Genomic DNA, 22,464 nt, shown 5'->3' with positions numbered 1-22,464 from the left:
TGCATCTGCTCGCGCTGCGACGCGGCGAATTGACAGCGACATAATCTTTCGCGTATCCCAATCCGGACGCAACAAGATTGCGAACAACGATTCACGCCACGGAGGCCCCGATGACCGAGACCCAGATGCCGCCCCGCGACAAGCCCTGGTTGATCCGCACCTATGCGGGCCACTCCACGGCACAGGCCTCGAACGCGCTATACCGCAACAATCTTGCCAAGGGGCAGACCGGGCTTTCCGTGGCTTTCGACCTGCCGACGCAGACGGGCTACGACAGCGACCACATCCTGGCCAAGGGTGAGGTCGGCAAGGTGGGTGTGCCTGTCTGCCACCTGGGCGACATGCGCACGCTGTTCGACGAGATCCCGCTGGAACAGATGAACACCTCGATGACGATCAACGCGACGGCACCCTGGCTCTTGTCGCTTTACATCGCGGTGGCCGAGGAACAGGGCGCGGATGTGTCCAAGCTGCAGGGCACGGTGCAGAACGACCTGATCAAGGAATACCTGAGCCGCGGCACCTACATCTGCCCGCCGAAACCCAGCCTGAAGCTGATCGGAGACGTGGCAGAGTACTGCTATACCAACGTGCCCAAGTGGAACCCGATGAACGTCTGTTCCTACCACCTGCAAGAGGCGGGGGCGACACCTGAGCAGGAACTGGCATTTGCGCTGGCCACGGCCACGGCGGTTCTGGACGAGCTGAAGACCCGCGTCCCCGCAGAGGATTTCCCCCGGCTGGTCGGGCGGATCAGCTTTTTCGTGAACGCGGGCATCCGTTTCGTGACCGAGATGTGCAAGATGCGCGCCTTCGTCGACCTCTGGGACGAGATCTGCGCCACGCGCTATGGCGTTGAAGACCCGAAATACCGCCGGTTCCGCTATGGCGTGCAGGTCAACAGCCTTGGCCTGACCGAGCAGCAGCCGGAAAACAACGTCTACCGCATCCTGATCGAGATGCTGGCCGTCACCCTGTCGAAAAAGGCCCGTGCCCGCGCAGTGCAGCTGCCGGCCTGGAACGAGGCGCTTGGCCTGCCCCGCCCCTGGGATCAGCAATGGTCGATGCGGATGCAGCAGATCATGGCCTATGAAACCGACCTGCTGGAGTTCGACGACCTCTTTGACGGCAACCCGGCGGTGGATGCCAAGGTCGAGGCGCTCAAAGAGGGCGCGCGGCACGAGCTGTCCCTGATCGACGGCATGGGCGGCGCCGTCGAGGCGATCGAATACATGAAGGGCCGCCTGGTCGACAGTAACGCCGAACGCCTGAACCGGATCGAGCGCGGCGAGACCACGGTCGTGGGGGTCAACAAGTTCCAGCAGGGCGAACCCAGCCCGCTGATGGACGAGGACGGCGGCATCATGACCGTCGACCCGGCGGTGGAACAGGACCAGATCGGGCGACTCAACGCCTGGCGGGCGGAACGCGACGACACGGCGGTCAAGGCCGCCCTGGCCGACCTGCGCGCGGCGGCAGCCGCGGGCGAGAACGTCATGCCGGCCTCGATCGCCTGCGCCAAGGCGGGTGTCACAACGGGGGAATGGGCGGCGCAGATGCGCAGCGTCTTTGGCGAGTATCGCGGCCCGACAGGCGTGTCGCGGTCGGTGTCGAACAAGACCGAGGGGCTGGACGACCTGCGCGACGCCGTGGACGCGGTCAGCGACAAGCTGGGCAAGCGGCTGCGCTTCCTTGTGGGCAAGCCGGGACTGGACGGACATTCCAACGGCGCCGAGCAGATCGCCTTTCGCGCCCGGGATTGCGGCATGGAGATCGACTACGAGGGCATCCGCCTGACCCCGGAACAGATCGTCGAGGCCGCCAAGGACGGCGCGCATGTGGTCGGCCTGTCGATCCTGTCGGGCAGCCATATCCCGCTGGTCGAGGACCTGATGACCCGGATGCGCACCGAGGGGCTGGGCCATGTGCCGGTGATCGTCGGTGGGATCATTCCCGACGAGGACGCCCGGCGCCTGAAAGGCATGGGCGTGGCGCAGGTCTATACCCCCAAGGACTTCGAGTTGAACACGATCATGCGCGATATCGTGACCCTGGTCGATCCGGCCTCTGTCGCCGCCGAATAGGCAGATATTCCGAAAATCGGACATGATCCTTTGAAAAGGCCCCGCGCTACTGGCGGGGCCTTTTCCATTTACATCTGCCGCCATATCGCGTCAGGTCTTTGACAGCTTTCGAAATAGGAAGAAAACCGCCGCCCGGCATATCGAAAATTCGTTACGCTACGGCGCGCGCTTGACTCACCATATTTTGACACAAAATAGCAGTTGAAAGCTGTCAAAATCGGGTGGAGAACCCGCCAATCTTGAAAAACGGAGAAAAGACATGGATATCGATCTGGAAGCTCTTTCGCGTGATGAACTTCAGAAATTGATTTCCGACGCTCAAAAAGCCCTGAAATCGGTCGATGCGCGCCGCCGCGCAGAGGCGAAACGCGCGGCGGAAAAGGCCGCGAAAGAATTCGGTTTCTCGCTGGACGAGGTTCTGGATGCCGGACCCAAAGGCAGCAAGGGCGCGCCGAAATACGCGAATCCGGCCGATCCCTCGCAAACCTGGACGGGCCGTGGCCGCAAACCCAACTGGGTGATCGCGGCGCTCGAAGAAGGCAAGACGCTCGACGATCTCGCACTTTGAGATGACGATCCATATCGGGGCCGCGCCCGGAGACATCGCGGAAACGGTACTGATGCCCGGAGACCCCCGCCGCGCGAAATGGGCGGCGGAAAACTTTCTGCAAAACGCCACCTGCATAAACGATGTCCGCGGCATGTCGGGATTCACCGGCACATGGCAAGGACACCGGGTCACGATACAGGGATCGGGCATGGGAATGCCCAGCCTGTCGATCTATGCCAATGAACTGATCCGCGACTACGGCGCGAAAACGCTGATCCGCATCGGGTCATGTGGCGGGATGCAGGATCATGTCGGGCTGCGCGATATCGTGATCGCTATGACTTCGACCACGCTTTCCACTCCATCCAGTGGCTTTTTCCGGGAATTGAATTTCGCGCCCTGCGCGGATTTCGGATTGCTGGAACGGGCGGTTGCGGCGGCGCGCGGACATGGAGTCACGACCCATGTCGGCGGGATCTATTCCTCGGACGTGTTCTACGACGAGCGTCAGGACCTGAACGACCAGATGGTGCGCCACGGCGTCCTGGCGGTCGAGATGGAGGCGGCGGAACTATACACGGTGGCCGCACGGTTCGGGGCGCGGGCGCTGGCGGTGCTGACGGTCTCGGACCACCTGCCGACGGGCGCGGCCCTGTCGTCGGACGAACGCGAAAGCTCGTTTGGCGAGATGGTGGAAATCGCGCTGGAAGCCGCCTTTGCATGACGGCTTGGCGGGGGGACGCCGCCCTGCCCGGCGCGGATGACCAAAAGGAAATGCGAGGGGCCAGCCCCTCGCGCTCCCCGAGGTATTTTCAGCCCAAAGAAACAGGCAGCCGGTCAGTCCGTGCCATGTGTGCGGTTATAGCCGTTGACCTGCGGGCTCTGCCAACCGCCCAATGCGCCCGCCGCAGGCGTCAGAACCTCGACCTTGAGCGGGTAGCAGGCGGCTGCATCGGAGCTGTGCTCTGACGAGCAGTCCCCGCCCGGGCAGGCGCTGAGCGCGCCCAGGAGGTCGATCTCGGCGAAGAAGGTCAGATGATCGCCGGGGCGGACCGGGCTGGCCTTCATGAAATATTGCCCGGTGTCGCGGGTGAACCCGGTGCACATGAAGACGTTGAGAACGTCGTGGACGTGGCGCTCTGCCTCGTGCAGCGGCAGATCCCGGGCCTCGGCCAGCGCGCGGGTCAGGTTGGAGTGGCAACAGTGGTGGTACTGTGTGCCCGACAACAGGTTGCCGGTGTAGGGATCGCAGCGGGTGCCGATCACGTCATGGACCGAGCCGCCGAATGCGTCGATGCCGTACCAGTCAAGGCTGTCCTCGACCACGGTGGCAAGCGGGCGCAACGTGGGAAAGCTGGACCAGAGCCGGTCGCCGGTGGTGACATGGGTGCCGTGCAGGGCGCGGGTCTTGCCGGAGTAGAAACGCTCGGTCAGGTCATGGGCGTTCCAGAGGTTCAGGTCCCCGACCTGGGGCCCATCGACCGAACTGATGCGGAAGAAATGCCCGGCAGGAACGGAAAAGCTGCAGGCGTCGCGGGGCGGAGCCAGGGTGGTGTCCGTGACCTCCGCGCCGGACAGTGCGGCGCGGTAGAGCGGAAGGTCAGGCTGCGGCAGTGTTTCCGTGGGATAGCAGATCACCGGGGGTATGGCACGGCGGGCCTGGGCATCGGCGGGGGGCTGGGTCATCATGTGGCTCCTTTCGGGGCGGAGTGAAGACGCGGGAAGCCGGATTGGCAAGCGCGTTCAGCCCCGGGGCGGCGCCCGGTCCCTGTGGCAGTCTTTCGGCGGCACACCGCGCAGGCCCTGTACCTGCGCCCCGCAATGGATGCAGCTCCATGTGCTGCTCGCGGCGCCGCGCCGTTCGCGCCAGCGGCAATACCGCGTGGCGCGGTTGGAAAAGACCGCGATCAGGACAAAGGCGATGATGAGGCCGATGACGACGAACATGGCCTCCGTGTAACCCCAGGACGAGCGGGCGAAAAGCCCGCCCCTGCCAAGCCGTCTGCCAACGTCGAAGCCCCGCCGGAAAGGTCCGAATAATGCAACGCGCGGCCCGCTGTCTCCCCGACCGGAAAAAATGAGTCCGAGCCGAATTTATGTCTTGATCGACTCGAGCCCCTGCCCCATATGCGCGGCCATAGACGCCAACGCACGCACCTCTGTCGAGGTGGGCAACAGCACCCACGCGGTTACGTAGCGACGGTAACGTCTCCCTTGGAACTGAGCGGTCTGCGCCGGGAAACCGGAATGGCCGGGTCTGATTGGAGATGACCATGAACGCTTTTGCCGCCGGGCTGTCCGCCCGCGATACTCTGTCCCGTGCCGAGCGCCACATCCTCGCACATCGTTTCAACCGTCCGACGCTGGTCCTGGACACCGAAGTGGTCGCCCGTCAGTACGCAGCCCTGGCACAGGGCCTGGGTCGCGCGCGCATCCACTACGCCGTCAAGGCAAACCCGGCGCCGGAAATCCTGTCGACGCTCGTGGCCGCCGGATCGCGTTTCGACGCGGCCAGCCGCCCCGAGATCGAGATGTGCCTTGCCGCCGGTGCAGAGCCGCATGAGATCAGCTTTGGCAACACCGTGAAGCGCCCGGCGGATATCGCCTGGGCCTTTGAGGCCGGTGTCGATCTCTTTGCCGCGGATGCCGAGGAAGAGCTGGTCAAGATCGCGCGCAACGCCCCCGGCGCGCAGGTCTACATCCGCCTTCTCGTCATGGCGACCGAAGCCGACTGGCCGCTGTCGCGGAAGTTCGGCTGCGCACCGGAAATGGCGCTGGACCTGATGGGCCGCGCGGTCATGCTTGGCCTGCGTCCGGTGGGCCTGTCCTTCCACGTCGGGTCGCAGACCCGACGGGCCGCGATGTGGGCGCCGGTCCTGGACGAGGTCGCAAAGGTCTGGCACGCGGCGCAGGAGGCCGGTTTCGAACTGGACCTGCTGAACATCGGCGGCGGCTTCCCGGCCTATTACGGCCAGTCGGTGCAGGGTCCCGAGGCCTATGCGGGTGAGGTCATGAGGCTGGTGCGCGCGCGTTTCGGCGATGTGCCGCGGATCATGGCAGAGCCCGGCCGCGGGCTGGTGGCGGAATGCGGCGCGATTTCCGCCGAGGTGCTGCTGGTGTCGCGCAAGACCGAGAACGACCTGCACCGCTGGGTCTACCTGGACATCGGCAAGTTCTCGGGCCTGGCCGAGACGATGGACGAGGCGATCCGCTACCAGTTCGTGACCGACAAGGATTTCGAGCCGATGGGTTCCTGCATCCTGGCGGGTCCGAGCTGCGACAGCGCGGACGTTCTTTATGAAAAGCAACCGGTGCAACTGCCCGTCGGCCTGGCGGCAGGCGACCGGATCGTGATCCGCAATTGCGGCGCCTATACCTCGACCTATGCGTCGATCGGGTTCAACGGGTTCCCGCCGCTGGACGTGGTGGTGATCTGACACGGCGGGGCACCCCCAGGCACTGACGCGCCCGGTCGAAAGGCCGGGCGTTATTCGTGGCTGAACCGCATCCTAAAACGCGAAACGCCCGGCCTGACGGTCGGGCGTTTGGTCATCCGGGTGATGGGGAGGATCCCCGGTCACGCGGGGTCAAGCGGCCAGCGGCAGGTCCTCGTAGACCGGAGCCTTGCTCTCGACACGTTTTTCGGGCGTGAAGTAGGCCCAGGCTTGGTCGAGGGCTTCGAGGGCACGTTGGGCGGTGGTTTTCTGCTGCTCTTGCATCGGGGTTGCCTTTCGGGTTCGACAAATCCCCTCCCTGACCCGCTACATAGTCGCGGACGCCGACGATGACCTCAGCCAAGGTCGCAAGGTTGGATTGCGCCCGCTGCAAGGGAAGTTGCGTCAAGCAAGGAAAAACCCCGGCTGCGCGGGCAACCGGGGCAAACTCTTGCGATGGGTGGTGGATCAGACCGCGCGGTCGACCATCATCTTCTTGATCTCGGCAATCGCCAGCGCCGGGTTCAACCCCTTGGGGCAGGTCTTGGCGCAGTTCATGATCGTGTGGCAGCGGTACAGCTTGAAGGGGTCTTCGAGCTGGTCCAGGCGCTCGCCGGTGGCCTCGTCGCGGCTGTCGATGATCCAGCGGTAAGCGTGCAGCAGGGCCGCCGGTCCGAGGTAGCGGTCGCCGTTCCACCAGTACGACGGGCAGGAGGTCGAGCAGGACGCGCACATCACGCATTCATACAGCCCGTCGAGCTTCTTGCGGTCCTCGATGGACTGTTTCCACTCTTTCGCCGGGCGGTTGGTCTTGGTTTCCAGCCAGGGCATGATGGAGGCGTGCTGGGCGTAGAAATGGGTCAGGTCGGGGATCAGGTCCTTGACCACGGGCATGTGCGGCAGCGGGTAGATCTTCACGTCACCCGAAATCTCATCCAGGCCGTAGATGCAGGCCAGCGTGTTGATCCCGTCGATGTTCATCGCGCAGGACCCGCAGATCCCCTCGCGGCAGGAGCGGCGGAAGGTCAGCGTCGGGTCGACCTCGTTCTTGATCTTGATCAGCGCGTCCAGGACCATCGGACCGCAGGCGTCCATGTCGAGGAAATAGGTATCGACCTGCGGGTTCTTTCCGTCATCGGGGTTCCAGCGGTAGATCTGGAACTTGCGGACGTTCTTGGCGCCCTCGGGCTTGGGCCAGGTCTTGCCGGTCTTGATCTGCGAGTTCTTGGGGAGCGTGAATTGGACCATCTCTCTCTCCTTAGCGAAGCAGGGCTGGCAGGCCGTTCACGGCCAGGCAGCGGAGGGTTTCGGGTTTGGACGCGATGTCCTGTGCGATCTGGGCGGTGCTTTCGGTTGGGCCGATCACCGCGTCCGCCGCCAGCGCGCGGATCTGCTGCGCGTTGGCGTTGTCGATGAGGCAGTCCAGCGTGGGTTCCAGCGGCACGCCGGGGAAGGTATCGGCCACCACGGGCGTCAGGGCCGAGCGCGCGGCGCTGCGCGCGATCTCGTCCTGGGCCTGCGGCGAGCAGGCGGCCAGCATCCCGGCCAGGGCCAGGGCGGCGATGTGCCCGCTCAGTCGATACAATAGAGCGTGCCCCGGTACATGGTCGGCGCCCCCGGGTAACATCCCACGGGCGCAACCGGCGCCAGCGTGCCGATCCCCGGCAACTGGGCCTGTTGATGGCTGGGCCGATAGGCGGTCATGCAGGCATCCAGCGCCATGTCATAGCGCGTGTTGTAGCCGTAATGTCCGCCCTGCGCGGCGATGCGTTCCGCCTCGGGTTTGCAGAGCCTGTAGGCCTCTGCCTGGTTGGCCGCAGCGGCCGATCCCAGGGCAATGCCCGCGATGACGGGGAGAATTGGCAGCACTCCCCGCATCAGAACGTCCTTGCCTTGGGCGCGATCTTTTTCAGGCTGATGCCGCCTTCGTCCTCGGTGGTCAGCGGATCGACGATGACCGGGCGATAGCTGAGGTCGACCTTGTTGCCTTCGACGCGGGCAACGCTGTGGACGCGCCAGTTTTCGTCGTCACGCTCGGAGAAGTCCTCGTGCGCATGGGCGCCGCGGCTTTCCTTGCGGGCCTCTGCGCCGACGATGGTGGCCAGCGCGTTGGGCATCAGGTTGGTCAGCTCAAGTGTCTCCATCAGGTCCGAGTTCCAGACCAGGCTGCGATCGGTAACCTTGAGGTCGTCCATCTTGGCGGCGATGGCTGTCATTGCCTCGACACCTTCGGCCATCGTCTTGGCGGTGCGGAAGACGGCGGCGTCACGCTGCATGGTCTTCTGCATCTCCAGTCGCAGCTCGGCGGTGGGCACCGTGCCGCTGGCGTTGCGGATGCCGTCGAACCGGTCGAAGGCCTTGTCGATCTCGGAGACCGGCGCCGCGGGAACGGCGGTTTCGGGGTTCACGACCTTGCCGGCACGGATCGCGGCGGCGCGGCCAAACACCACGAGGTCGATGAGCGAGTTGGAGCCGAGACGGTTTGCACCGTGCACCGAGGCACAGCCCGCCTCGCCCACGGCCATGAGGCCCGGCACGACGGCGGTCGGATCATCGGCACTCGGGTTCAGCACCTCGCCCCAGTAGTTCGTCGGGATGCCGCCCATGTTGTAGTGCACGGTCGGCAGGACCGGGATCGGTTCCTTGGTGACATCGACACCGGCAAAGATCTTGGCCGATTCCGAAATGCCGGGCAGACGTTCGGCGAGGGCCTCGGCGGGCAGGTGGCTGAGGTTGAGGTGGATGTGATCGCCCTCGGCGCCCACGCCCCGTCCCTCGCGGATCTCCATCGTCATCGAGCGGCTGACATAGTCGCGCGGGGCGAGGTCCTTGTAGGTGGGGGCGTAACGTTCCATGAACCGCTCACCCTCGGAGTTGGTGAGGTAGCCGCCTTCGCCCCGCGCCCCTTCGGTGATGAGGCAGCCCGAGCCGTAGATGCCGGTCGGGTGGAACTGGACGAATTCCATGTCCTGGAGCGGCAGGCCCGCGCGGGCCACCATGCCGCCGCCGTCGCCGGTGCAGGTATGGGCCGAGGTGGCCGAGAAATAGGCGCGACCGTACCCGCCGGTGGCCAGCACGACCATCTTGGCGTTGAAGACGTGGAAGGTGCCGTCGTCGAGCTTCCAGCAGAGGACGCCCTTGCACTCGCCGTTTTCCATCAGCAGGTCGATGGCGAAATACTCGATGTAGAACTCGGCGTTGTTCTTCAGCGACTGGCCATAGAGCGTGTGAAGGATGGCGTGGCCGGTGCGGTCCGCGGCGGCGCAGGTGCGTTGCACCGGCGGGCCTTCACCGAATTCGGTGGTGTGGCCGCCAAAGGGACGCTGGTAGATCTTGCCTTCCTCGGTGCGGCTGAAGGGCACGCCGTAGTGTTCAAGCTCGTAGACCGCCTTGGGCGCCTCGCGGGCGAGGTATTCCATCGCGTCCGTGTCGCCCAGCCAGTCCGAGCCCTTGACGGTGTCGTACATGTGCCACTGCCAGTTGTCGGGCCCCATGTTCGACAGCGAGGCGGCGATGCCGCCCTGGGCTGCGACGGTGTGCGAGCGGGTCGGGAAAACCTTGGTCACGCAGGCCGTGCGCAGGCCCTGTTCGGCCATGCCGAGCGTGGCGCGCAGACCCGCGCCGCCAGCCCCGACAACCACGACGTCATAATCATGCGTCTCGTATTCGTATGCTGCCATTGGTGTTTACCTGTTCATCTGTGCGGGGGACGGCGATCCGTGCGAGCGCCGTCTCTGGCGATAGGGGGCTGCCGGCGCTTCAGAGCGCGAGGCGCGCGATGGCAAAGAGGCCGACGGCGGCGGCGCCGTAGCTGAGGCAGGTCATGACGAGGATCAGGATCTTTTCCATCGCGCCATGAACGTAGTCCTCGATCAGCACCTGCACACCCATGTTGAAGTGGTGAAAGCCCACCAGGATGGTCAGTGCCGCGATGATCGCCGGGAAGGGACGCGCGAAATAGGCGGTCACCTCTTCGTAGGTGCCCCCAAGGGCGCCGCCGAAGGTAAAGACGAAGAGCGGCACCAGGATCAGCAGCGCGACAGAGCTTTTCTTCATCGCCCAGTGGTGCGCTGTGCCGGACTTGGCCGCGCCCCAGCCAACGGCGCGCTTGCGGTCGGTCAGAAATGCCATTTCGGGGGCCTCCTCAGACGACGATGATGGTGAAAAGGGTCAGGACGACAGAGCCGATGATGACGGCCCAGCCCAGCATCTCTGCCTGGTCCATCTGCAGCATCTTGGCCTCGTCCCAGATCAGGTGACGCACGCCGGCCAGCGTGTGATACCAGATGGCCCAGACCGAGCCGAGCATGACGAGGTCGCCGAACCAAGAGGTCAGGACCGCGTTGGCGGTGTCAAAGTAGGCTTCGGAAGTGGCGGCGGCCAGGAACCACCAGACCACCAGCAGCGCGCCAAGCAACAGGGCATTGCCGGTGATGCGCGTGAGGATCGAACTGATCGATGTCAGCTGGGGGCGGTAGACCTGCAGGTGCGGTGAGAGCGGGCGGTTGCCCCGGTTCACGTCGGCCATGAATGATGTCCTTTCGGTTCCGTCGCTCTCTGTTTAATGCTTTCAAGGGCCGTGTCACGAGGCCCTGTATGGGATTTCTGCGGTTTTTTGGCGCAATCAGGCGGATTTGCGCAGTTTGTGATCACGCAATCGCGGGCTGTGATCACATATTTGCGCTAACGTGACACGCCTTCCCCTGCCGATTGTTTGGTCGGCTCCCGAAAGAGTTTTTGACGGATTCGGTCGGGATAGTCGGCGCAGACAATGGCGATGACGACAAGGTGCCCGCCAGCACGCGAACAAACTGACCGCCAGTCAGAGACCGCGCACCAGGAAAGAGGCGCCGCCCCTCGTTCGGCATGAGAAAGCAGACCGGATTGGCGCGCAAGGCAGGACGGGATGAAGACCCGTCCTGCCCTTGTACGGCCAGGGCGGGTTACTCGGGGAAGCCCAGCCGGTCCAGGGCCATCCGCGCCTGACGGCGCAGGCCGGGATCTTCCGAGGCAAGTTCGCCATGAATGGTGCGGACCAGCGCCGACAAGCTGCGGCGCCCGATCAGATCATGCACCACCGCCGGGATGTCCTGACGCGGAATCTCGAGCAGATCATGCGAGGCTTCGGGCAGTTTGAATGACGACATGGACAGGCTCTCCGGATCGGGCGGCACAGCAGCCGCAATGTCGCAAAGCTTTATTCCAGGTGTCACATTTCCTTCCATTGGCCTTTGGTCTGTATGGTCTTCCCCCCGCCACCGGCGTGACCGGGGGAGGCAGACTCAGACCGGCATCAGCGCCCAGTAATCGAGGTCAAGCAGCACGTCGGGCAGGTATTTGCCATCTGGCCCCTTGAGTTCGAACGGGGCGCCGCCCTTGGTCGCCACCAGCCGCAGCCGGATTGCGCCGACACCGGGGGCAGAGGTCTCAGCCTTGTCCAGCACCTCGGACCAGGCCTTGACAGTATTGCCCGCAAGGCAGGGGTTGGCATGGGCGCCGCCGTTCAGGCCTGCGATGACCTGCGCATTGGCCAGACCGTTGAAGGACAATGCCCGCGCCATCGAGATGACGTGCCCGCCATAGATCAGCCGCTGGTCGGGCCGTGCGGTGACGTCAAAATGCACCTTGGAGGTGTTCTGCCACAGGCGCGTGGCCATCATGTGTTCGGCTTCTTCGATGGTGACACCGTCGACGTGGTCGATGGTCTCGCCGATCTCGTAGTCGGACAGCCGGTGCTTTTCACCCGCAAGGGTGAAGTCGTAGCTGGTGAAATCCAGACCTTCGGGGATCACCAGATCCTCTGGTGCGAGGCTGTTCTTGAGGTCGGGGATCACCGCCTCGGGCGCGGGCGCGTCGAGGTTGCGTTTGCGCAGCATGACCCAGCGGGCATATTCCATGACCGTTTCGCCGCGCTGGTTCAGCCCGCGCGAGCGGACGTAGACCACACCGGTGCGCCCGTTCGAGTTCTGCTTGAGGCCGATCACCTCGGACTGCGACCGGATTGTGTCACCCGGCCAGACCGGCTTCAGCCAGCGGCCCTCGGCATAGCCGAGGTTCGCCACGGCGTTCAGCGAGACATCCGGGACCGTCTTGCCGAAGACGATGTGGAAAGCGGCCAGATCGTCGATCGGCGCCGCCGGCAGACCGCACGACCGCGCGAATTCATCCGAGGAATAGAGCGCGTGGCGCATCGGGTAGAGCGCGTGATACAGCGCCCGCTCTCCCCCGGACACGGTGCGCGGCACGGCGTGATCGATGACCTCGCCCACGGTGTAGTCTTCGAAGAAGCGGCCCGGATTGGTCTTGGCCATGTGTCAGTGATCTCCCAGCTTGGTGTCAGGGGTATAGGTGCCGTCGACCTCCTTCACGACCGCCTGACCGCAGCGCATGACGCCGTTGGCGGCGTCAAAGGCATAGGTGGGCGCCCCGTGAAGTTCCCAGCCCTTGTTCAGGGCGGCGGTGACCTTGTGGCAAAAGGCCGAGGTGTCGTCCTCGGAGAGAAAGCGATAGAGTTTCATGAGCTTATCCGAAGGGGTTGTAGCCAAGCCACTTGTGGACATAGCCGATCACCACCAGGAGGATGATCGAGGCGACAAGGAAGATCACGTCTTTCTTGATCGGTCCCGGCTTGGGCGGCGTCCAGTTCGGGGCGGCGCGGTTGATGACGATCATCTCGACGATGGCCCAGACGGCCAGGCCGCCGAAGAGGACAAGGCTGGGCACGTCGCCGTTCACCAGGATGTGTGCAACGGCCCAGAGGAAAAAGCCCGTCAGCATCGGGTGACGCATCCCGGCCAGCAGCTTCCCCTTTTTCGGCGCCGGGCTCATCATGAAGATGGCGACGAGGATCAGCAGGTTGTTGATGCCCACGGTCGCCGGGTGACGGCCCCAAAAGAAGGCACCATCGGCCATTCGATAGCCGAAGATCATCAGGACAACGCTGACAAGCAGTGCCAGCGCGACAAGGCCCTTGCCCTTTTCGCCCATCGGGTCGCGGAGGCCGGGGGCAATCCGCTTGAAGAGATGCGCCGCCCACCATAGCGCGACACCGAGAATCAATAGAAGCATGGCTGGTCTCCCTAGCTGTTCGCCGGGACCCTGCTGTTAATCGGCCAGGGCCGCAATGGCCTCGGCCTTGGCGAGGGTCTTGCGGGCGGTCTCGACATGCAGGTTCTCGACGATCTTGCCATCGACCACGGCAACGCCCTGCCCTGCCTTCTCGGCCTCCTCAAAGGCGTCGATCTGGCGGCGGGCCAGGTCGATTTCCTCTGTGCCGGGGGCAAAGGCAGCATTGGCGATGTCGACCTGGGCGGGGTGGATCAGCGTCTTGCCGTCCATGCCCATGTCGCGACCCTGGGCGCATTCCTCCTGCAGCCCCGCGTCGTCCTTGAAGGCATTGTAGACGCCATCGACGATGACCTTGCCATGCGCCTTGGCGGCCAAAACGCAAAGGCCAAGCCCGGTCAGCATCGGCAGACGGTCCGCGCGGAAGCGCGAGTTCAACTCCTTGGCGAGATCGTTGGTGCCCATGACCATGCCCTGCAGGCGGGGATGGGCGGCAATCTCGTTCGCGGCCAACATGCCGGCGGGCGTTTCCATCATCGCCCAGAGCGGCTTGTCCGTCAGCTCTGCCAGGGCGTCCAGCTGGGCAGTGGATTCGACCTTGGGCAAGAGGATGGCGTCGCAGTCCATCGCCGCGGCAGCCTTGGCGTCGGCCTTGCCCCATTCCGTGTCGAACCCGTTGATGCGCACAATGCGGGTACGGTTGCCGTAGGGGCGGGTCAGCGCCTCGGCCAGGATCGCGCGGGCAGCAGGTTTCTCGGCCGGCGCGACAGCATCTTCGAGGTCGAAGATGATGGCGTCGATGGGCATGGCGCGGGCCTTTTCCAGCGCCCGCTCCTTGGAGCCGGGGATGTACAGAACGGAGCGGTAAGGGCGTGCGCGCAGGTCCATCTGAGTCTCCTCGAGAAATAATGTTGCGCGGTAATGCGCATTTTTGGAGGGATTATTCAAGGCCGAAGTCGCCGCATTGCAGCAATTCGGTATATTTTGGTGCACAATGGCGCCGAAAGCGGGGCGGAATCGACGCAACGCACGCTGCGTTAACCTGATTGTAGCGGGTCCGGGTGGACGATCATCCCCATGCCGTCAAAGCGGCAAGGCGCGCCGGGCCACAGGGACGGCACGCCGGGATCGAGGGGACCTACCCTGTGCCGGGCGCGCGGCAAAGCCGCGTCATCATCCGCCCGGCGCGCAGCCGAAAGGTGACACTATGACTGAGAAATACATCAAGCTCGCGATGCTCTCGGCAGGTCTTGTGCTGGGCGCGGCCTCTTACGTCGAGGCGCAGGACCTCCGCCATTGCGCCCCGCGCGACCAGGTGATCGACCGACTGGCCACGAAATACGGCGAAACCCGGCAGAGCATGGGTCTGGGCGCCAACAACGCGGTGATGGAGGTCTTTGCCTCGATCGAGTCCGGCTCCTGGACGATCACGGTGACGATGGCCAACGGCATCACCTGCCTCGTGGCCAGCGGGCAATCCTTCGAGGAACTGGCCGAGGCGCTGCCGCCCAAGGGCGACGATGCGTGACGCCACGGGGAACCGGGGGCCAGCGGGACGTTCCGGTTCCATGACCGTTCAGGTCAGCGCATCGAAGACCAGCTTTGCCCCGGTCAGGGTCAGCGCGACGTAAGCGATGCCGAAGAACAGGCGTTCAGGCACCATGTGATGCGCCTTGACCCCCAGCCATGTGCCAAACAGCGCAAAAGGGATCAGGACCAAATCCAGTTTCAGCGTTTCCCAGGTGAAGATGCCCATGCCGGCATAGATGCCGGATTTCGACAGGTTCACCGCCCAAAAGATCAGGACAGTCGTCGACTGGAAGGCGGTCTTGCCCAGTTTTTGCCCTAGCAGGTAAACCGAGGCCGCCGGCCCGCCCGCGTGGCTGACGAAACTGGTGAAACCAAGCACGACACCCGAGACCAGGCCCACGCCCGGACCGAATTTCGTTTCGCCCAGGCGAACCAACCCCGTGGCCTGCGCCATCTGCCAGGCCACGAACAACAAGGCCACCAGCCCGATCAGCAGGCGGATCGCATCCGGGTCGGTCCAGGCATAGAAGAGCGCGCCAAGGATGGTGCCGGGGATCGACCCGATCAGCAGCACCCGCGCCGCCGCCCAGTCCCACTTGCGCCAATAGGCCGGCAGGCTGGCCACGTCGATCAGCATCAGCAGCGGCAACATCAGCCCCAGCGCGACGCCCGGGTCCAGCACGATCGCCAGAATCGAGGCGCTGGCAAAGGCCACGCCAGAGCCGAAACCGCCCTTGGAAATGCCCGCGAAGATCACCGCCGGGATCGCCACCGCGAAGACGGACGGCGTGAAGAGTTCCATGCTTGCCTCCGCGAAATTTTCCCCGGTGACAGGTTCTTATCGTGCCTTTAGCGCTATCTACAAGGGCTCCGGACCAAGCGCCGCAGCGCAGCACCCTTGCGAAGCGGCGCGTCTGCGCGTACGCAAAGCGCCAAATTCACGCAAGGCGGAGATGAATTCATGGCCAGACCCAAGATTGCCCTGATCGGCGCGGGACAGATCGGTGGCACGCTTGCCCACCTCGCAGCAATGAAGGAACTGGGCGACGTCGTCCTGTTCGACATCGCCGAGGGCACGCCCGAGGGCAAGGCGCTCGATATCGCCGAGTCCGGCCCCTCGGAAGGCTTCGACGCCGCGCTGAAAGGCACGCAGGACTACGCCGACATCGCTGGCGCCGACGTCTGCATCGTGACCGCCGGTGTGCCGCGCAAGCCCGGCATGAGCCGCGACGACCTGCTGGGCATCAACCTCAAGGTCATGAAGTCGGTCGGCGAAGGCATCGCCGAACACGCACCCAACGCCTTTGTGATCTGCATCACCAACCCGCTGGACGCGATGGTCTGGGCTCTGCAGCAGTTCTCGGGCCTGCCCGCGAACAAGGTCTGCGGCATGGCAGGCGTGCTGGATTCGGCCCGCTTCCGCCACTTCCTGAGCCTGGAATTCGGCGTCTCGATGAAGGACGTCACCGCCTTCGTTCTGGGTGGCCACGGCGACACGATGGTGCCCTCGGTCCGCTATTCGACCGTTGCCGGCATCCCCCTGCCCGACCTGATCGACATGGGCTGGACCACCAAGGACAAGCTGGACGCCATCGTGCAGCGCACCCGTGACGGCGGCGCCGAGATCGTCGGCCTGCTGAAGACCGGCTCGGCCTTCTACGCGCCGGCCACTTCGGCCATCGAAATGGCCGAAGCCTATCTCAAGGACCAGAAGCGCGTCCTGCCCTGCGCGGCATACTGCGATGGCGATTTCGGCCTGAACGGCATGTATGTCGGCGTGCCCACCGTGATCGGTGCCGGCGGCATCGAGAAAATCGTCAACATCAAGCTGACCAAGGAAGAGCAGGAAATGTTCGACACCTCGGTCAAGGCAGTCCAGGGCCTGGTCGAGGCCTGCAAGGGCATCGACAGCTCGCTGGCATAAGCCAGGTCCGAACAGAAAAACCAAACGCCCGGGCCAAGCACCCGGGCGTTTTGCTTTTGCGGACGGCCCCCTGGACGGTCGCCCGGGGCTGGTAGCGCTCGCTGCGAATCACCTTTCCCATAAGGGCTTGCGAATATGTGATCACAGCTTTCGGGGCTGTGATCACAAATGTCGGAAAACCGGCCCAATCTCGCCGATGCGGCAAAATATCGGTTCTAACCGACCCCGTAGACTGCCTAGGTAGGGAAAATCCGCAGCAACACGGGGACAGACGACCCATGAACATCCACGAATACCAGGCCAAGGCCCTCCTGCGCAGCTACGGGGCGCCTGTCTCGGACGGCCGCGTTGTCCTGAAAGCCGAAGAAGCCAAGACCGCCGCCGGCGCGCTGGACGGTCCGCTCTGGGTCGTCAAGGCACAGATCCACGCAGGCGGCCGCGGCAAGGGCTCCTTCAAGGAGGCCGACGCAGGCGAGAAGGGCGGCGTCCGCCTGGCCAAATCCGTGGAAGAGGCCGAGATGGAGGCCAAGCGGATGCTGGGCCGCACCCTGGTGACCAAGCAGACCGGCGACGCCGGCAAGCAGGTCAACCGTATCTACATCGAGGACGGCTCGGGCATCGAGACCGAGATGTACCTGGCCCTGCTCGTCGACCGCCAGACCAGCCGCGTCTCCTTTGTCGCCTCGACCGAGGGTGGCATGGACATCGAGGAAGTGGCCGAGAGCACCCCGGAAAAGATCCTGTCCTTCTCCGTCGACCCGGCCACCGGCTACCAGGCCTTCCACGGCCGCCGCATCGCCTTCAACCTGGGCCTGACCGGCAAGCAGGTAAAGCAGTGCGTGGCGCTGATGGGCACGCTCTACAAGCTGTTCATCGAGAAGGACATGGAGATGCTGGAGATCAACCCGCTGATCGTGACCGACGCGGGTGATCTGAAATGCCTCGACGCCAAGATGGGTTTTGACGGCAACGCGGTCTACCGCCACGCCGACATCGCCGAACTGCGCGACACCACCGAGGAGGATCCCAAGGAACTGGAAGCCTCCAAGTACGACCTGAACTACATCGCGCTGGACGGCGAGATCGGCTGCATGGTCAACGGCGCGGGCCTTGCGATGGCCACGATGGACATCATCAAGCTGTATGGCGCGGAACCGGCCAACTTCCTCGACGTCGGTGGCGGCGCCACCAAGGAGAAAGTGACCGAGGCGTTCAAGATCATCACCAGCGACCCGAACGTGAAGGGCATCCTGGTCAACATCTTCGGCGGCATCATGCGCTGTGACGTGATCGCCGAGGGCGTGATCGCCGCGGTGAAGGAAGTGGGCCTGCAAGTCCCGCTGGTCGTGCGCCTGGAAGGCACCAACGTCGAGAAGGGCAAGGAGATCATCTCGAACTCCGGCCTCGACGTGATCGCCGCGGATGACCTCAAGGACGGCGCCGAGAAGATCGTGAAAGCGGTCAAGGGCTGATCCTCCGGTCATGGAAACGAAGATCATCAAGACCTCCGGTATCGGCATTCATGTGCTGTTGTTCGGCCTTGTTCTCTTGGCTATCGGCTTGGGCCTTGCCCTGAACATCCTGAGCCTGCGCGGCAGAAGCGACCGGGAGGCCCTGCAGATCGTGGGGCTGGTCTTCATGGTTGTCGGCGCGGTTCCGTTCCTGATGGGGCTGCGCCTGCTCCTGGCCGGGCCGAAAGGCCTGCACCTGACGCCCACCGGCTTTCGGGACGCCCGGATGTTTCGCAACGAGATCCCCTGGTCCGCCCTGCAGTCCGTCACCATCGGAAAGTCCAACAACGGGCGCTGGGATGCCGTCCTGCTGCAGGTCTCTCCGGACGCCTACAAGGCAGCCGGGGTGCGGTTCTTCAGCAAGATGGTGACGTCCCGACCGGACGCCGGCATCGGCTACACCAGGAACATGTTGAGCACGTCCCTGGACGACTTCGGCAACGAGGTGCTCGACTACGCGAACAAGGCCCGGCAACGGGCCGCGTGACACTGGCTGCGGGCGGACCACCCGCCCGCAGCCCCCGAACACATGGCAGGCCCCCCTGCCGAACCTGAGCAAGGAGACCGCCGCAATGGTCGTCCTCTGGAACGTCAACAGCGCAACCCGGGCATGGGGGATGTCCCCCGGTCCCAATTCGTAGATCCGTCCCCATGTCCCGCCCCGACGCCATCCTTCATATCGGCTTCAACAAATGCGGCTCGACCGCCCTGCAGCAATGGCTGGGCGATCAGGCCTCTGCATTGGCCGACCAGGGCATCTGGTATCGCCGGATGGACCCGCGTGACGACGTCGTCTGCACCAATCCGCAGTTGCAGGTCCTGGCCTGCACGCTGGCCGGTGAGGACGTGCCCGCGCGCCCGATGAATGCAGTTCTGGGCATCACCGATCGCGCCAGCCAGGACCGCGTGGCAGAGGACTTTCGCCGCGACTTCGAGGCAAGGGTGGCCAAGGGCGGTTTCGACACCTGGGTCGGATCGAGCGAGGCGCTGGTGGGGCGGAACATGACCCCCGCCGCAACGCAGGCCCTGGCCGACTGGCTGTCATCGCTGTTCGGCCGCGTCCGCTATGTCGCCTATATCCGCCGCCCCGAACCCTGGCTGGTGAGCCTTTATGGCCATCACAAGCGCAGAAGCGGCCGGGACGAATCGCTGGCGGAATTCGCCAAGCGCGTCGGTCAGGCCCCCTTCGCCCGGCTCCTGGGCATGTGGCAACAGGCCGTGGGCCCCGAGGCACTGGACGTGCGGCTGTTCCGCGAAGACTGGCTGCGCGGCAGTGGCCTGGTCGAGGACTTCGCGAGCGTCCTGGGCCTGCCGCGCGGCGTGGTGGAAACGCGCGCCAAGCGGCTCAACACCTCGTTCCGGGACGGGCTGCGCGGGCTGATGCCGATGGCCCGCGCCCCGAAACGGCCCAGCCTTTCCGCCGAAACCCGCAGCGCCATTGCCACCCGCAATGCCGTGACAATGGCCTGGATCGAAGGTCACTGCTTTGCCGACCGGCGCGCCGAGTTCCGGACCTGGGCGGCAGAATAGACCCGATAACAGACACGACACAGAACGAGAGCCTGCCAGCAAGATGACCGAAACCGCCGCACAGAGCCCCTTCGCCCCCCGTTCCGACGGGACCCGGCGCTGTGTCGTGCATATCGGCCTGTCCAAGACGGGCACGACCGCGATCCAATCCGTGCTGCATGCCAACTGGGGCCTGCTCAAGACGCGCGGCCTGTTCTTTCCCAACCTCTACGGCGAGCGCTACGCGCAGATTTCATTGTCGGCCTATGTGCAGCTCGCCTCGGGCGATGACCTGCCGCAATACATTGCGCGCCGCCTGCCGCTGGAGACGCCCGAGAAACGGGCCGCCTTCGTGCAGGGCTTCCCGGCGCGGCTGCACAACGCGATCAACGAGGTCGCCAACCTGCAAGGCCCCGGCACGGTGCTGTTGTCCTGCGAGGACCTGTCGCTGAGCGTGCGCACGGATGAACAGTTCCGCATCCTGCGCGAGCTGATCGAACCGCGGTTCGACGAAGTGACCTATCTCGTCTACATCCGCCGCCAGGAAGACCGCATCCTGAGCCGCTATTCCCAGACCCTGCGCGGGGGCGTGTCGCACACGCTGGACGAATTCATGACCAACCCGGCGCTCTACGACACCCGCACGGTGCTGGACCGCTGGGCCGCCCATGTCGGGCGCGACCGCCTGCACGTGCGCCTGTTCGACCGCAGCACCCTGGACGGCGGCGACCTGATGCAGGATTTCTTCGGCCTCTTCGGGGTGAACCCTTCCGAGCTGTCTATCTCGGAGCGCAGCAACGAAGCCTACTGGCCCGAGGCCGTGCCCTTCCTTGTCCGGATGAACCAATTGCTGCCGGAACTTGGGGATCGCCTGCCTGCCGGGTTCCGCGCGCGCCTGGTGCAGGCGCTGGACGGGGCCGCCGCCGGCCGCGAGAAACTGCGCCTGACGCCGGAACAGGCGCAGGAAATCCGCCGCCGCAACGCCCCGCATGAGAAGGCGATCCTGGAAACCTATTTCCCCGAGCGCGAGACGCTGTTCCCCGAGCGCCCGCTGCCCGCGCCACAGGCGCAGGAGGCGGACGACGAGGCCGATGCCGTCGCCCGTGTCGCCATCGAGGTCCTGCTGGACTGGTGGGACGAAATGACGGTGGCGAAACGCACCGAAGCCGCCGCAAGACAGGAGGTCGACCACATTGAGACCTTCTGACCAGCGGCCCCTTTCATCGCCTGCTTGCAGGCCCAACCCGACGCCGCGCAGCCGCGCTGCTTGATCATCACCCAAAGACAGGAAAGCACATGGCCGTCCTCATCGATGAAAACACCAAAGTGATCTGCCAGGGCCTCACCGGCTCGCAAGGCACCTTCCACACCGAGCAGGCGATTGCCTACGGCACCAAGATGGTCGGCGGCGTGACCCCGGGCAAAGGCGGACAGACGCACCTGGACCTGCCGGTCTTCAACTCGGTCCACGAGGCCAAGCATGTGACCGAGGCCAATGCCTCTGTGATCTATGTCCCGCCGCCCTTCGCCGCGGATTCGATCCTCGAAGCCATCGACGCCGAAATGGAACTGATCGTCTGCATCACCGAGGGCATCCCGGTGCTGGACATGATGAAGGTCAAGCGCGCGCTGGAAACTTCGCAATCCGTCCTGATCGGCCCGAACTGCCCCGGTGTCATCACGCCCGACGCCTGCAAGATCGGCATCATGCCCGGCCACATCCACAAACGCGGCAAGGTCGGGGTCGTGTCGCGTTCCGGCACGCTGACTTACGAGGCGGTCAAGCAGACCACCGACGTGGGCCTGGGCCAGTCGACCTGCGTCGGCATCGGCGGCGACCCGATCAAGGGCACCGAGCATATCGACGTGCTGGAATGGTTCCTGGCTGACGATGAGACCGAGGCGATCATCATGATCGGCGAGATCGGCGGCTCCGCCGAGGAGGAAGCGGCACAGTTCCTGGCCGACGAAAAGAAGAAGGGCCGCTGGAAGCCCACCGCCGGTTTCATTGCCGGCCGCACGGCGCCTCCGGGCCGCCGCATGGGCCACGCGGGCGCGATCGTCGCCGGCGGCAAGGGCGGCGCCGAGGACAAGATCGAGGCGATGAACGCCGCCGGCATCGTGGTGGCCGACAGCCCCGCGACGCTGGGAGAGGCCGTGCTGAAGGCCATCGGCTGAACGCGGCGCCGGGCGCCCTGCCCGGCATGACCTGACCCAACGGCCCGGCCCGGAGAGATCCGGACCGGGCGCCACATCAGGAGGCCCCGGGGAAGGCCCGGGGCACGGAGAGGACAGATGGCACGCGGTGTCACGGATCGGCGGAAGAACGGCAGCGCGGCCAGCGCATTGCCGGAGGCTGTCGTACCGACAACCGGTGCTGCCGCCCTGTCGCCGGATTTCCCCCCAGACATGCACCATGCGGCGCCCCAACTTCTGGCGCAGGTCCGGACGCACTTCCGTAGCCCGGTCTTCCATCGTCTCATGCCCGCGGCTCCCCTGTCCGGTCCGTCAAGCCTTCACGGGAACGCCCGCCGTGACATACTGGGACCGGAATTGAAGAGCGCAGAGATTGTTATGAGTCGGGCAAGCATGCAGCCGAAGCGGGAGACCTCCGGGCACTGGCGGCTGGTGAACCTTGCGACCGGTGCGCTGCTGCTCAGCTGCTGTCTTGCCGGATGGGCAGCGGGCGCGCCGCTGTGCCTGTCGTGCAATGCCGCCCCGCTAGACGAGGTGCATCCATGACAGCCGCCACGACGAACATGCCTACGTCACCGGGCCATGCAACAAGGACCTGTTTCCTCACTGAACGGACCTTGTCGTGGCGCGCCGGTCGGCAGCATTTCCCGATGGCCCTTCC

Annotated in this window: 27 protein-coding genes; 12 read left to right on the top strand and 15 right to left on the bottom strand. The window is 64.8% G+C overall.

Annotation, left to right across the window (positions count from 1 at the left end):
• The first annotated feature begins 110 nt into the window (after nt 1–110).
• The 3 genes from BLQ71_RS06955 (at nt 111) to deoD (ending at nt 3,358) form a co-directional block, all read left to right on the top strand.
• On the top strand, nt 111–2,084 hold the full coding sequence (locus BLQ71_RS06955; protein ID WP_074621178.1) for a protein meaA: 1,974 nt from the start codon (nt 111–113) through the stop codon (nt 2,082–2,084).
• Between the two features lie 259 nt (nt 2,085–2,343).
• The gene (locus BLQ71_RS06950; RefSeq protein WP_074621177.1) at nt 2,344–2,652 is read left to right on the top strand and encodes an H-NS histone family protein; all 309 of its coding nucleotides are present in this window, start codon (nt 2,344–2,346) and stop codon (nt 2,650–2,652) included.
• Nucleotide 2,653: 1 nt separating this feature from the next.
• Nucleotides 2,654–3,358, top strand: coding sequence for a purine-nucleoside phosphorylase (deoD, locus tag BLQ71_RS06945; RefSeq protein ID WP_074621176.1), 705 nt, complete (start codon nt 2,654–2,656; stop codon nt 3,356–3,358).
• A 113-nt stretch (nt 3,359–3,471) separates the two neighbouring features.
• Here the strand turns inward: deoD and BLQ71_RS06940 are convergent, their stop codons facing one another.
• Both BLQ71_RS06940 and BLQ71_RS06935 read right to left on the bottom strand, forming a co-directional pair.
• Nucleotides 3,472–4,320, bottom strand: a complete 849-nt coding sequence (locus tag BLQ71_RS06940; protein WP_074621283.1) for an urea carboxylase-associated family protein — start codon at nt 4,318–4,320, stop codon at nt 3,472–3,474.
• A gap of 57 nt (nt 4,321–4,377) precedes the next feature.
• On the bottom strand, nt 4,378–4,581 hold the full coding sequence (locus BLQ71_RS06935; protein ID WP_069209181.1) for a hypothetical protein: 204 nt from the start codon (nt 4,579–4,581) through the stop codon (nt 4,378–4,380).
• Between the two features lie 326 nt (nt 4,582–4,907).
• Here BLQ71_RS06935 and BLQ71_RS06930 point away from each other — a divergent pair, with 326 nt between their 5' ends.
• Nucleotides 4,908–6,071, top strand: coding sequence for a type III PLP-dependent enzyme (locus BLQ71_RS06930; protein WP_074621282.1), 1,164 nt, complete (start codon nt 4,908–4,910; stop codon nt 6,069–6,071).
• 150 nt (nt 6,072–6,221) lie between these two features.
• Here the strand turns inward: BLQ71_RS06930 and BLQ71_RS26960 are convergent, their stop codons facing one another.
• The 12 genes from BLQ71_RS26960 to BLQ71_RS06875 form a co-directional block, all read right to left on the bottom strand.
• Nucleotides 6,222–6,353, bottom strand: a complete 132-nt coding sequence (locus BLQ71_RS26960; RefSeq protein WP_268236799.1) for a hypothetical protein — start codon at nt 6,351–6,353, stop codon at nt 6,222–6,224.
• A gap of 183 nt (nt 6,354–6,536) precedes the next feature.
• Nucleotides 6,537–7,316 carry a succinate dehydrogenase iron-sulfur subunit gene (locus BLQ71_RS06925; RefSeq protein ID WP_043136370.1) on the bottom strand — a complete coding sequence of 260 codons (780 nt, stop codon included), beginning with the start codon at nt 7,314–7,316 and terminating at the stop codon, nt 6,537–6,539.
• Between the two features lie 10 nt (nt 7,317–7,326).
• The gene (locus BLQ71_RS06920) at nt 7,327–7,653 is read right to left on the bottom strand and encodes a hypothetical protein (protein WP_229754782.1); all 327 of its coding nucleotides are present in this window, start codon (nt 7,651–7,653) and stop codon (nt 7,327–7,329) included.
• Entirely contained in the window at nt 7,641–7,946 is a 306-nt protein-coding gene (locus BLQ71_RS06915; RefSeq protein ID WP_074621175.1) for a hypothetical protein, read from the bottom strand. Before BLQ71_RS06915 ends, BLQ71_RS06920 begins: the two co-directional genes overlap by 13 nt.
• Entirely contained in the window at nt 7,946–9,748 is a 1,803-nt protein-coding gene (sdhA, locus tag BLQ71_RS06910; protein WP_069209183.1) for a succinate dehydrogenase flavoprotein subunit, read from the bottom strand. Before sdhA ends, BLQ71_RS06915 begins: the two co-directional genes overlap by 1 nt.
• 79 nt (nt 9,749–9,827) lie before the next feature.
• Nucleotides 9,828–10,199 (bottom strand): succinate dehydrogenase, hydrophobic membrane anchor protein, encoded by a 372-nt coding sequence (gene sdhD / locus BLQ71_RS06905; RefSeq protein ID WP_043136364.1) that lies wholly within the window; start codon nt 10,197–10,199, stop codon nt 9,828–9,830.
• Between the two features lie 13 nt (nt 10,200–10,212).
• A complete protein-coding gene (gene sdhC / locus BLQ71_RS06900; protein ID WP_074621174.1) occupies nt 10,213–10,596 on the bottom strand; it encodes a succinate dehydrogenase, cytochrome b556 subunit in 384 nt (127 codons plus the stop codon).
• Between the two features lie 415 nt (nt 10,597–11,011).
• Nucleotides 11,012–11,215 carry a hypothetical protein gene (locus tag BLQ71_RS06895; protein WP_043136359.1) on the bottom strand — a complete coding sequence of 68 codons (204 nt, stop codon included), beginning with the start codon at nt 11,213–11,215 and terminating at the stop codon, nt 11,012–11,014.
• 135 nt (nt 11,216–11,350) lie between these two features.
• On the bottom strand, nt 11,351–12,379 hold the full coding sequence (locus tag BLQ71_RS06890) for a MaoC family dehydratase (protein WP_043136355.1): 1,029 nt from the start codon (nt 12,377–12,379) through the stop codon (nt 11,351–11,353).
• Between the two features lie 3 nt (nt 12,380–12,382).
• Entirely contained in the window at nt 12,383–12,586 is a 204-nt protein-coding gene (locus tag BLQ71_RS06885) for a DUF1737 domain-containing protein (protein WP_043136354.1), read from the bottom strand.
• A 4-nt stretch (nt 12,587–12,590) separates the two neighbouring features.
• Nucleotides 12,591–13,136, bottom strand: coding sequence for an NnrU family protein (locus BLQ71_RS06880; protein ID WP_074621173.1), 546 nt, complete (start codon nt 13,134–13,136; stop codon nt 12,591–12,593).
• A gap of 36 nt (nt 13,137–13,172) precedes the next feature.
• Nucleotides 13,173–14,021, bottom strand: coding sequence for an HpcH/HpaI aldolase/citrate lyase family protein (locus tag BLQ71_RS06875; RefSeq protein WP_074621172.1), 849 nt, complete (start codon nt 14,019–14,021; stop codon nt 13,173–13,175).
• A 346-nt stretch (nt 14,022–14,367) separates the two neighbouring features.
• Here BLQ71_RS06875 and BLQ71_RS06870 point away from each other — a divergent pair, with 346 nt between their 5' ends.
• A complete protein-coding gene (locus tag BLQ71_RS06870) occupies nt 14,368–14,661 on the top strand; it encodes a hypothetical protein (RefSeq protein ID WP_088669745.1) in 294 nt (97 codons plus the stop codon).
• A 48-nt stretch (nt 14,662–14,709) separates the two neighbouring features.
• Here the strand turns inward: BLQ71_RS06870 and BLQ71_RS06865 are convergent, their stop codons facing one another.
• On the bottom strand, nt 14,710–15,465 hold the full coding sequence (locus BLQ71_RS06865) for a sulfite exporter TauE/SafE family protein (protein WP_074621171.1): 756 nt from the start codon (nt 15,463–15,465) through the stop codon (nt 14,710–14,712).
• 159 nt (nt 15,466–15,624) lie between these two features.
• Here BLQ71_RS06865 and mdh point away from each other — a divergent pair, with 159 nt between their 5' ends.
• The 7 genes from mdh (at nt 15,625) to BLQ71_RS26340 (ending at nt 22,349) form a co-directional block, all read left to right on the top strand.
• A complete protein-coding gene (mdh, locus tag BLQ71_RS06860; RefSeq protein ID WP_043136345.1) occupies nt 15,625–16,587 on the top strand; it encodes a malate dehydrogenase in 963 nt (320 codons plus the stop codon).
• Nucleotides 16,588–16,865: 278 nt separating this feature from the next.
• Nucleotides 16,866–18,059, top strand: a complete 1,194-nt coding sequence (gene sucC / locus BLQ71_RS06855; RefSeq protein WP_069209191.1) for an ADP-forming succinate--CoA ligase subunit beta — start codon at nt 16,866–16,868, stop codon at nt 18,057–18,059.
• A 10-nt stretch (nt 18,060–18,069) separates the two neighbouring features.
• On the top strand, nt 18,070–18,585 hold the full coding sequence (locus BLQ71_RS06850; RefSeq protein ID WP_043136342.1) for a hypothetical protein: 516 nt from the start codon (nt 18,070–18,072) through the stop codon (nt 18,583–18,585).
• Between the two features lie 164 nt (nt 18,586–18,749).
• Nucleotides 18,750–19,628, top strand: a complete 879-nt coding sequence (locus BLQ71_RS06845; protein WP_074621170.1) for a hypothetical protein — start codon at nt 18,750–18,752, stop codon at nt 19,626–19,628.
• Nucleotides 19,629–19,671: 43 nt separating this feature from the next.
• Entirely contained in the window at nt 19,672–20,814 is a 1,143-nt protein-coding gene (locus BLQ71_RS06840) for a hypothetical protein (protein ID WP_069209193.1), read from the top strand.
• An 89-nt stretch (nt 20,815–20,903) separates the two neighbouring features.
• On the top strand, nt 20,904–21,785 hold the full coding sequence (sucD, locus tag BLQ71_RS06835; RefSeq protein ID WP_043136337.1) for a succinate--CoA ligase subunit alpha: 882 nt from the start codon (nt 20,904–20,906) through the stop codon (nt 21,783–21,785).
• 411 nt (nt 21,786–22,196) lie between these two features.
• Nucleotides 22,197–22,349 carry a hypothetical protein gene (locus BLQ71_RS26340; protein WP_157923289.1) on the top strand — a complete coding sequence of 51 codons (153 nt, stop codon included), beginning with the start codon at nt 22,197–22,199 and terminating at the stop codon, nt 22,347–22,349.
• Nucleotides 22,350–22,464: the final 115 nt, after the last annotated feature.

The sequence above is a fragment of the Antarctobacter albus genome (assembly GCF_900101505.1).
In the GTDB taxonomy this organism is placed as follows: Bacteria; Pseudomonadota; Alphaproteobacteria; order Rhodobacterales; family Rhodobacteraceae; genus Antarctobacter; species Antarctobacter albus.
The sequence above is the reverse complement of the archived record's forward strand: the minus strand, read 5'-3'. Positions and strand labels throughout refer to the sequence as shown.

What these genes read in the sequence shown, in the direction of transcription:
- BLQ71_RS06955 (WP_074621178.1), top strand. Translation starts at nt 111, where the DNA reads ATGACCGAGACCCAGATGCCGCCCCGCGACAAGCCCTGGTTGATCCGC.
- BLQ71_RS06950 (WP_074621177.1), top strand. Translation starts at nt 2,344, where the DNA reads ATGGATATCGATCTGGAAGCTCTTTCGCGTGATGAACTTCAGAAATTG.
- deoD (WP_074621176.1), top strand. Translation starts at nt 2,654, where the DNA reads ATGACGATCCATATCGGGGCCGCGCCCGGAGACATCGCGGAAACGGTA.
- BLQ71_RS06940 (WP_074621283.1), bottom strand. Translation starts at nt 4,320, where the DNA reads ATGACCCAGCCCCCCGCCGATGCCCAGGCCCGCCGTGCCATACCCCCG.
- BLQ71_RS06935 (WP_069209181.1), bottom strand. Translation starts at nt 4,581, where the DNA reads ATGTTCGTCGTCATCGGCCTCATCATCGCCTTTGTCCTGATCGCGGTC.
- BLQ71_RS06930 (WP_074621282.1), top strand. Translation starts at nt 4,908, where the DNA reads ATGAACGCTTTTGCCGCCGGGCTGTCCGCCCGCGATACTCTGTCCCGT.
- BLQ71_RS26960 (WP_268236799.1), bottom strand. Translation starts at nt 6,353, where the DNA reads ATGCAAGAGCAGCAGAAAACCACCGCCCAACGTGCCCTCGAAGCCCTC.
- BLQ71_RS06925 (WP_043136370.1), bottom strand. Translation starts at nt 7,316, where the DNA reads ATGGTCCAATTCACGCTCCCCAAGAACTCGCAGATCAAGACCGGCAAG.
- BLQ71_RS06915 (WP_074621175.1), bottom strand. Translation starts at nt 7,946, where the DNA reads ATGCGGGGAGTGCTGCCAATTCTCCCCGTCATCGCGGGCATTGCCCTG.
- sdhA (WP_069209183.1), bottom strand. Translation starts at nt 9,748, where the DNA reads ATGGCAGCATACGAATACGAGACGCATGATTATGACGTCGTGGTTGTC.
- sdhD (WP_043136364.1), bottom strand. Translation starts at nt 10,199, where the DNA reads ATGGCATTTCTGACCGACCGCAAGCGCGCCGTTGGCTGGGGCGCGGCC.
- sdhC (WP_074621174.1), bottom strand. Translation starts at nt 10,596, where the DNA reads ATGGCCGACGTGAACCGGGGCAACCGCCCGCTCTCACCGCACCTGCAG.
- BLQ71_RS06895 (WP_043136359.1), bottom strand. Translation starts at nt 11,215, where the DNA reads ATGTCGTCATTCAAACTGCCCGAAGCCTCGCATGATCTGCTCGAGATT.
- BLQ71_RS06890 (WP_043136355.1), bottom strand. Translation starts at nt 12,379, where the DNA reads ATGGCCAAGACCAATCCGGGCCGCTTCTTCGAAGACTACACCGTGGGC.
- BLQ71_RS06885 (WP_043136354.1), bottom strand. Translation starts at nt 12,586, where the DNA reads ATGAAACTCTATCGCTTTCTCTCCGAGGACGACACCTCGGCCTTTTGC.
- BLQ71_RS06880 (WP_074621173.1), bottom strand. Translation starts at nt 13,136, where the DNA reads ATGCTTCTATTGATTCTCGGTGTCGCGCTATGGTGGGCGGCGCATCTC.
- BLQ71_RS06875 (WP_074621172.1), bottom strand. Translation starts at nt 14,021, where the DNA reads ATGGACCTGCGCGCACGCCCTTACCGCTCCGTTCTGTACATCCCCGGC.
- BLQ71_RS06870 (WP_088669745.1), top strand. Translation starts at nt 14,368, where the DNA reads ATGCTCTCGGCAGGTCTTGTGCTGGGCGCGGCCTCTTACGTCGAGGCG.
- BLQ71_RS06865 (WP_074621171.1), bottom strand. Translation starts at nt 15,465, where the DNA reads ATGGAACTCTTCACGCCGTCCGTCTTCGCGGTGGCGATCCCGGCGGTG.
- mdh (WP_043136345.1), top strand. Translation starts at nt 15,625, where the DNA reads ATGGCCAGACCCAAGATTGCCCTGATCGGCGCGGGACAGATCGGTGGC.
- sucC (WP_069209191.1), top strand. Translation starts at nt 16,866, where the DNA reads ATGAACATCCACGAATACCAGGCCAAGGCCCTCCTGCGCAGCTACGGG.
- BLQ71_RS06850 (WP_043136342.1), top strand. Translation starts at nt 18,070, where the DNA reads ATGGAAACGAAGATCATCAAGACCTCCGGTATCGGCATTCATGTGCTG.
- BLQ71_RS06845 (WP_074621170.1), top strand. Translation starts at nt 18,750, where the DNA reads ATGTCCCGCCCCGACGCCATCCTTCATATCGGCTTCAACAAATGCGGC.
- BLQ71_RS06840 (WP_069209193.1), top strand. Translation starts at nt 19,672, where the DNA reads ATGACCGAAACCGCCGCACAGAGCCCCTTCGCCCCCCGTTCCGACGGG.
- sucD (WP_043136337.1), top strand. Translation starts at nt 20,904, where the DNA reads ATGGCCGTCCTCATCGATGAAAACACCAAAGTGATCTGCCAGGGCCTC.
- BLQ71_RS26340 (WP_157923289.1), top strand. Translation starts at nt 22,197, where the DNA reads ATGCAGCCGAAGCGGGAGACCTCCGGGCACTGGCGGCTGGTGAACCTT.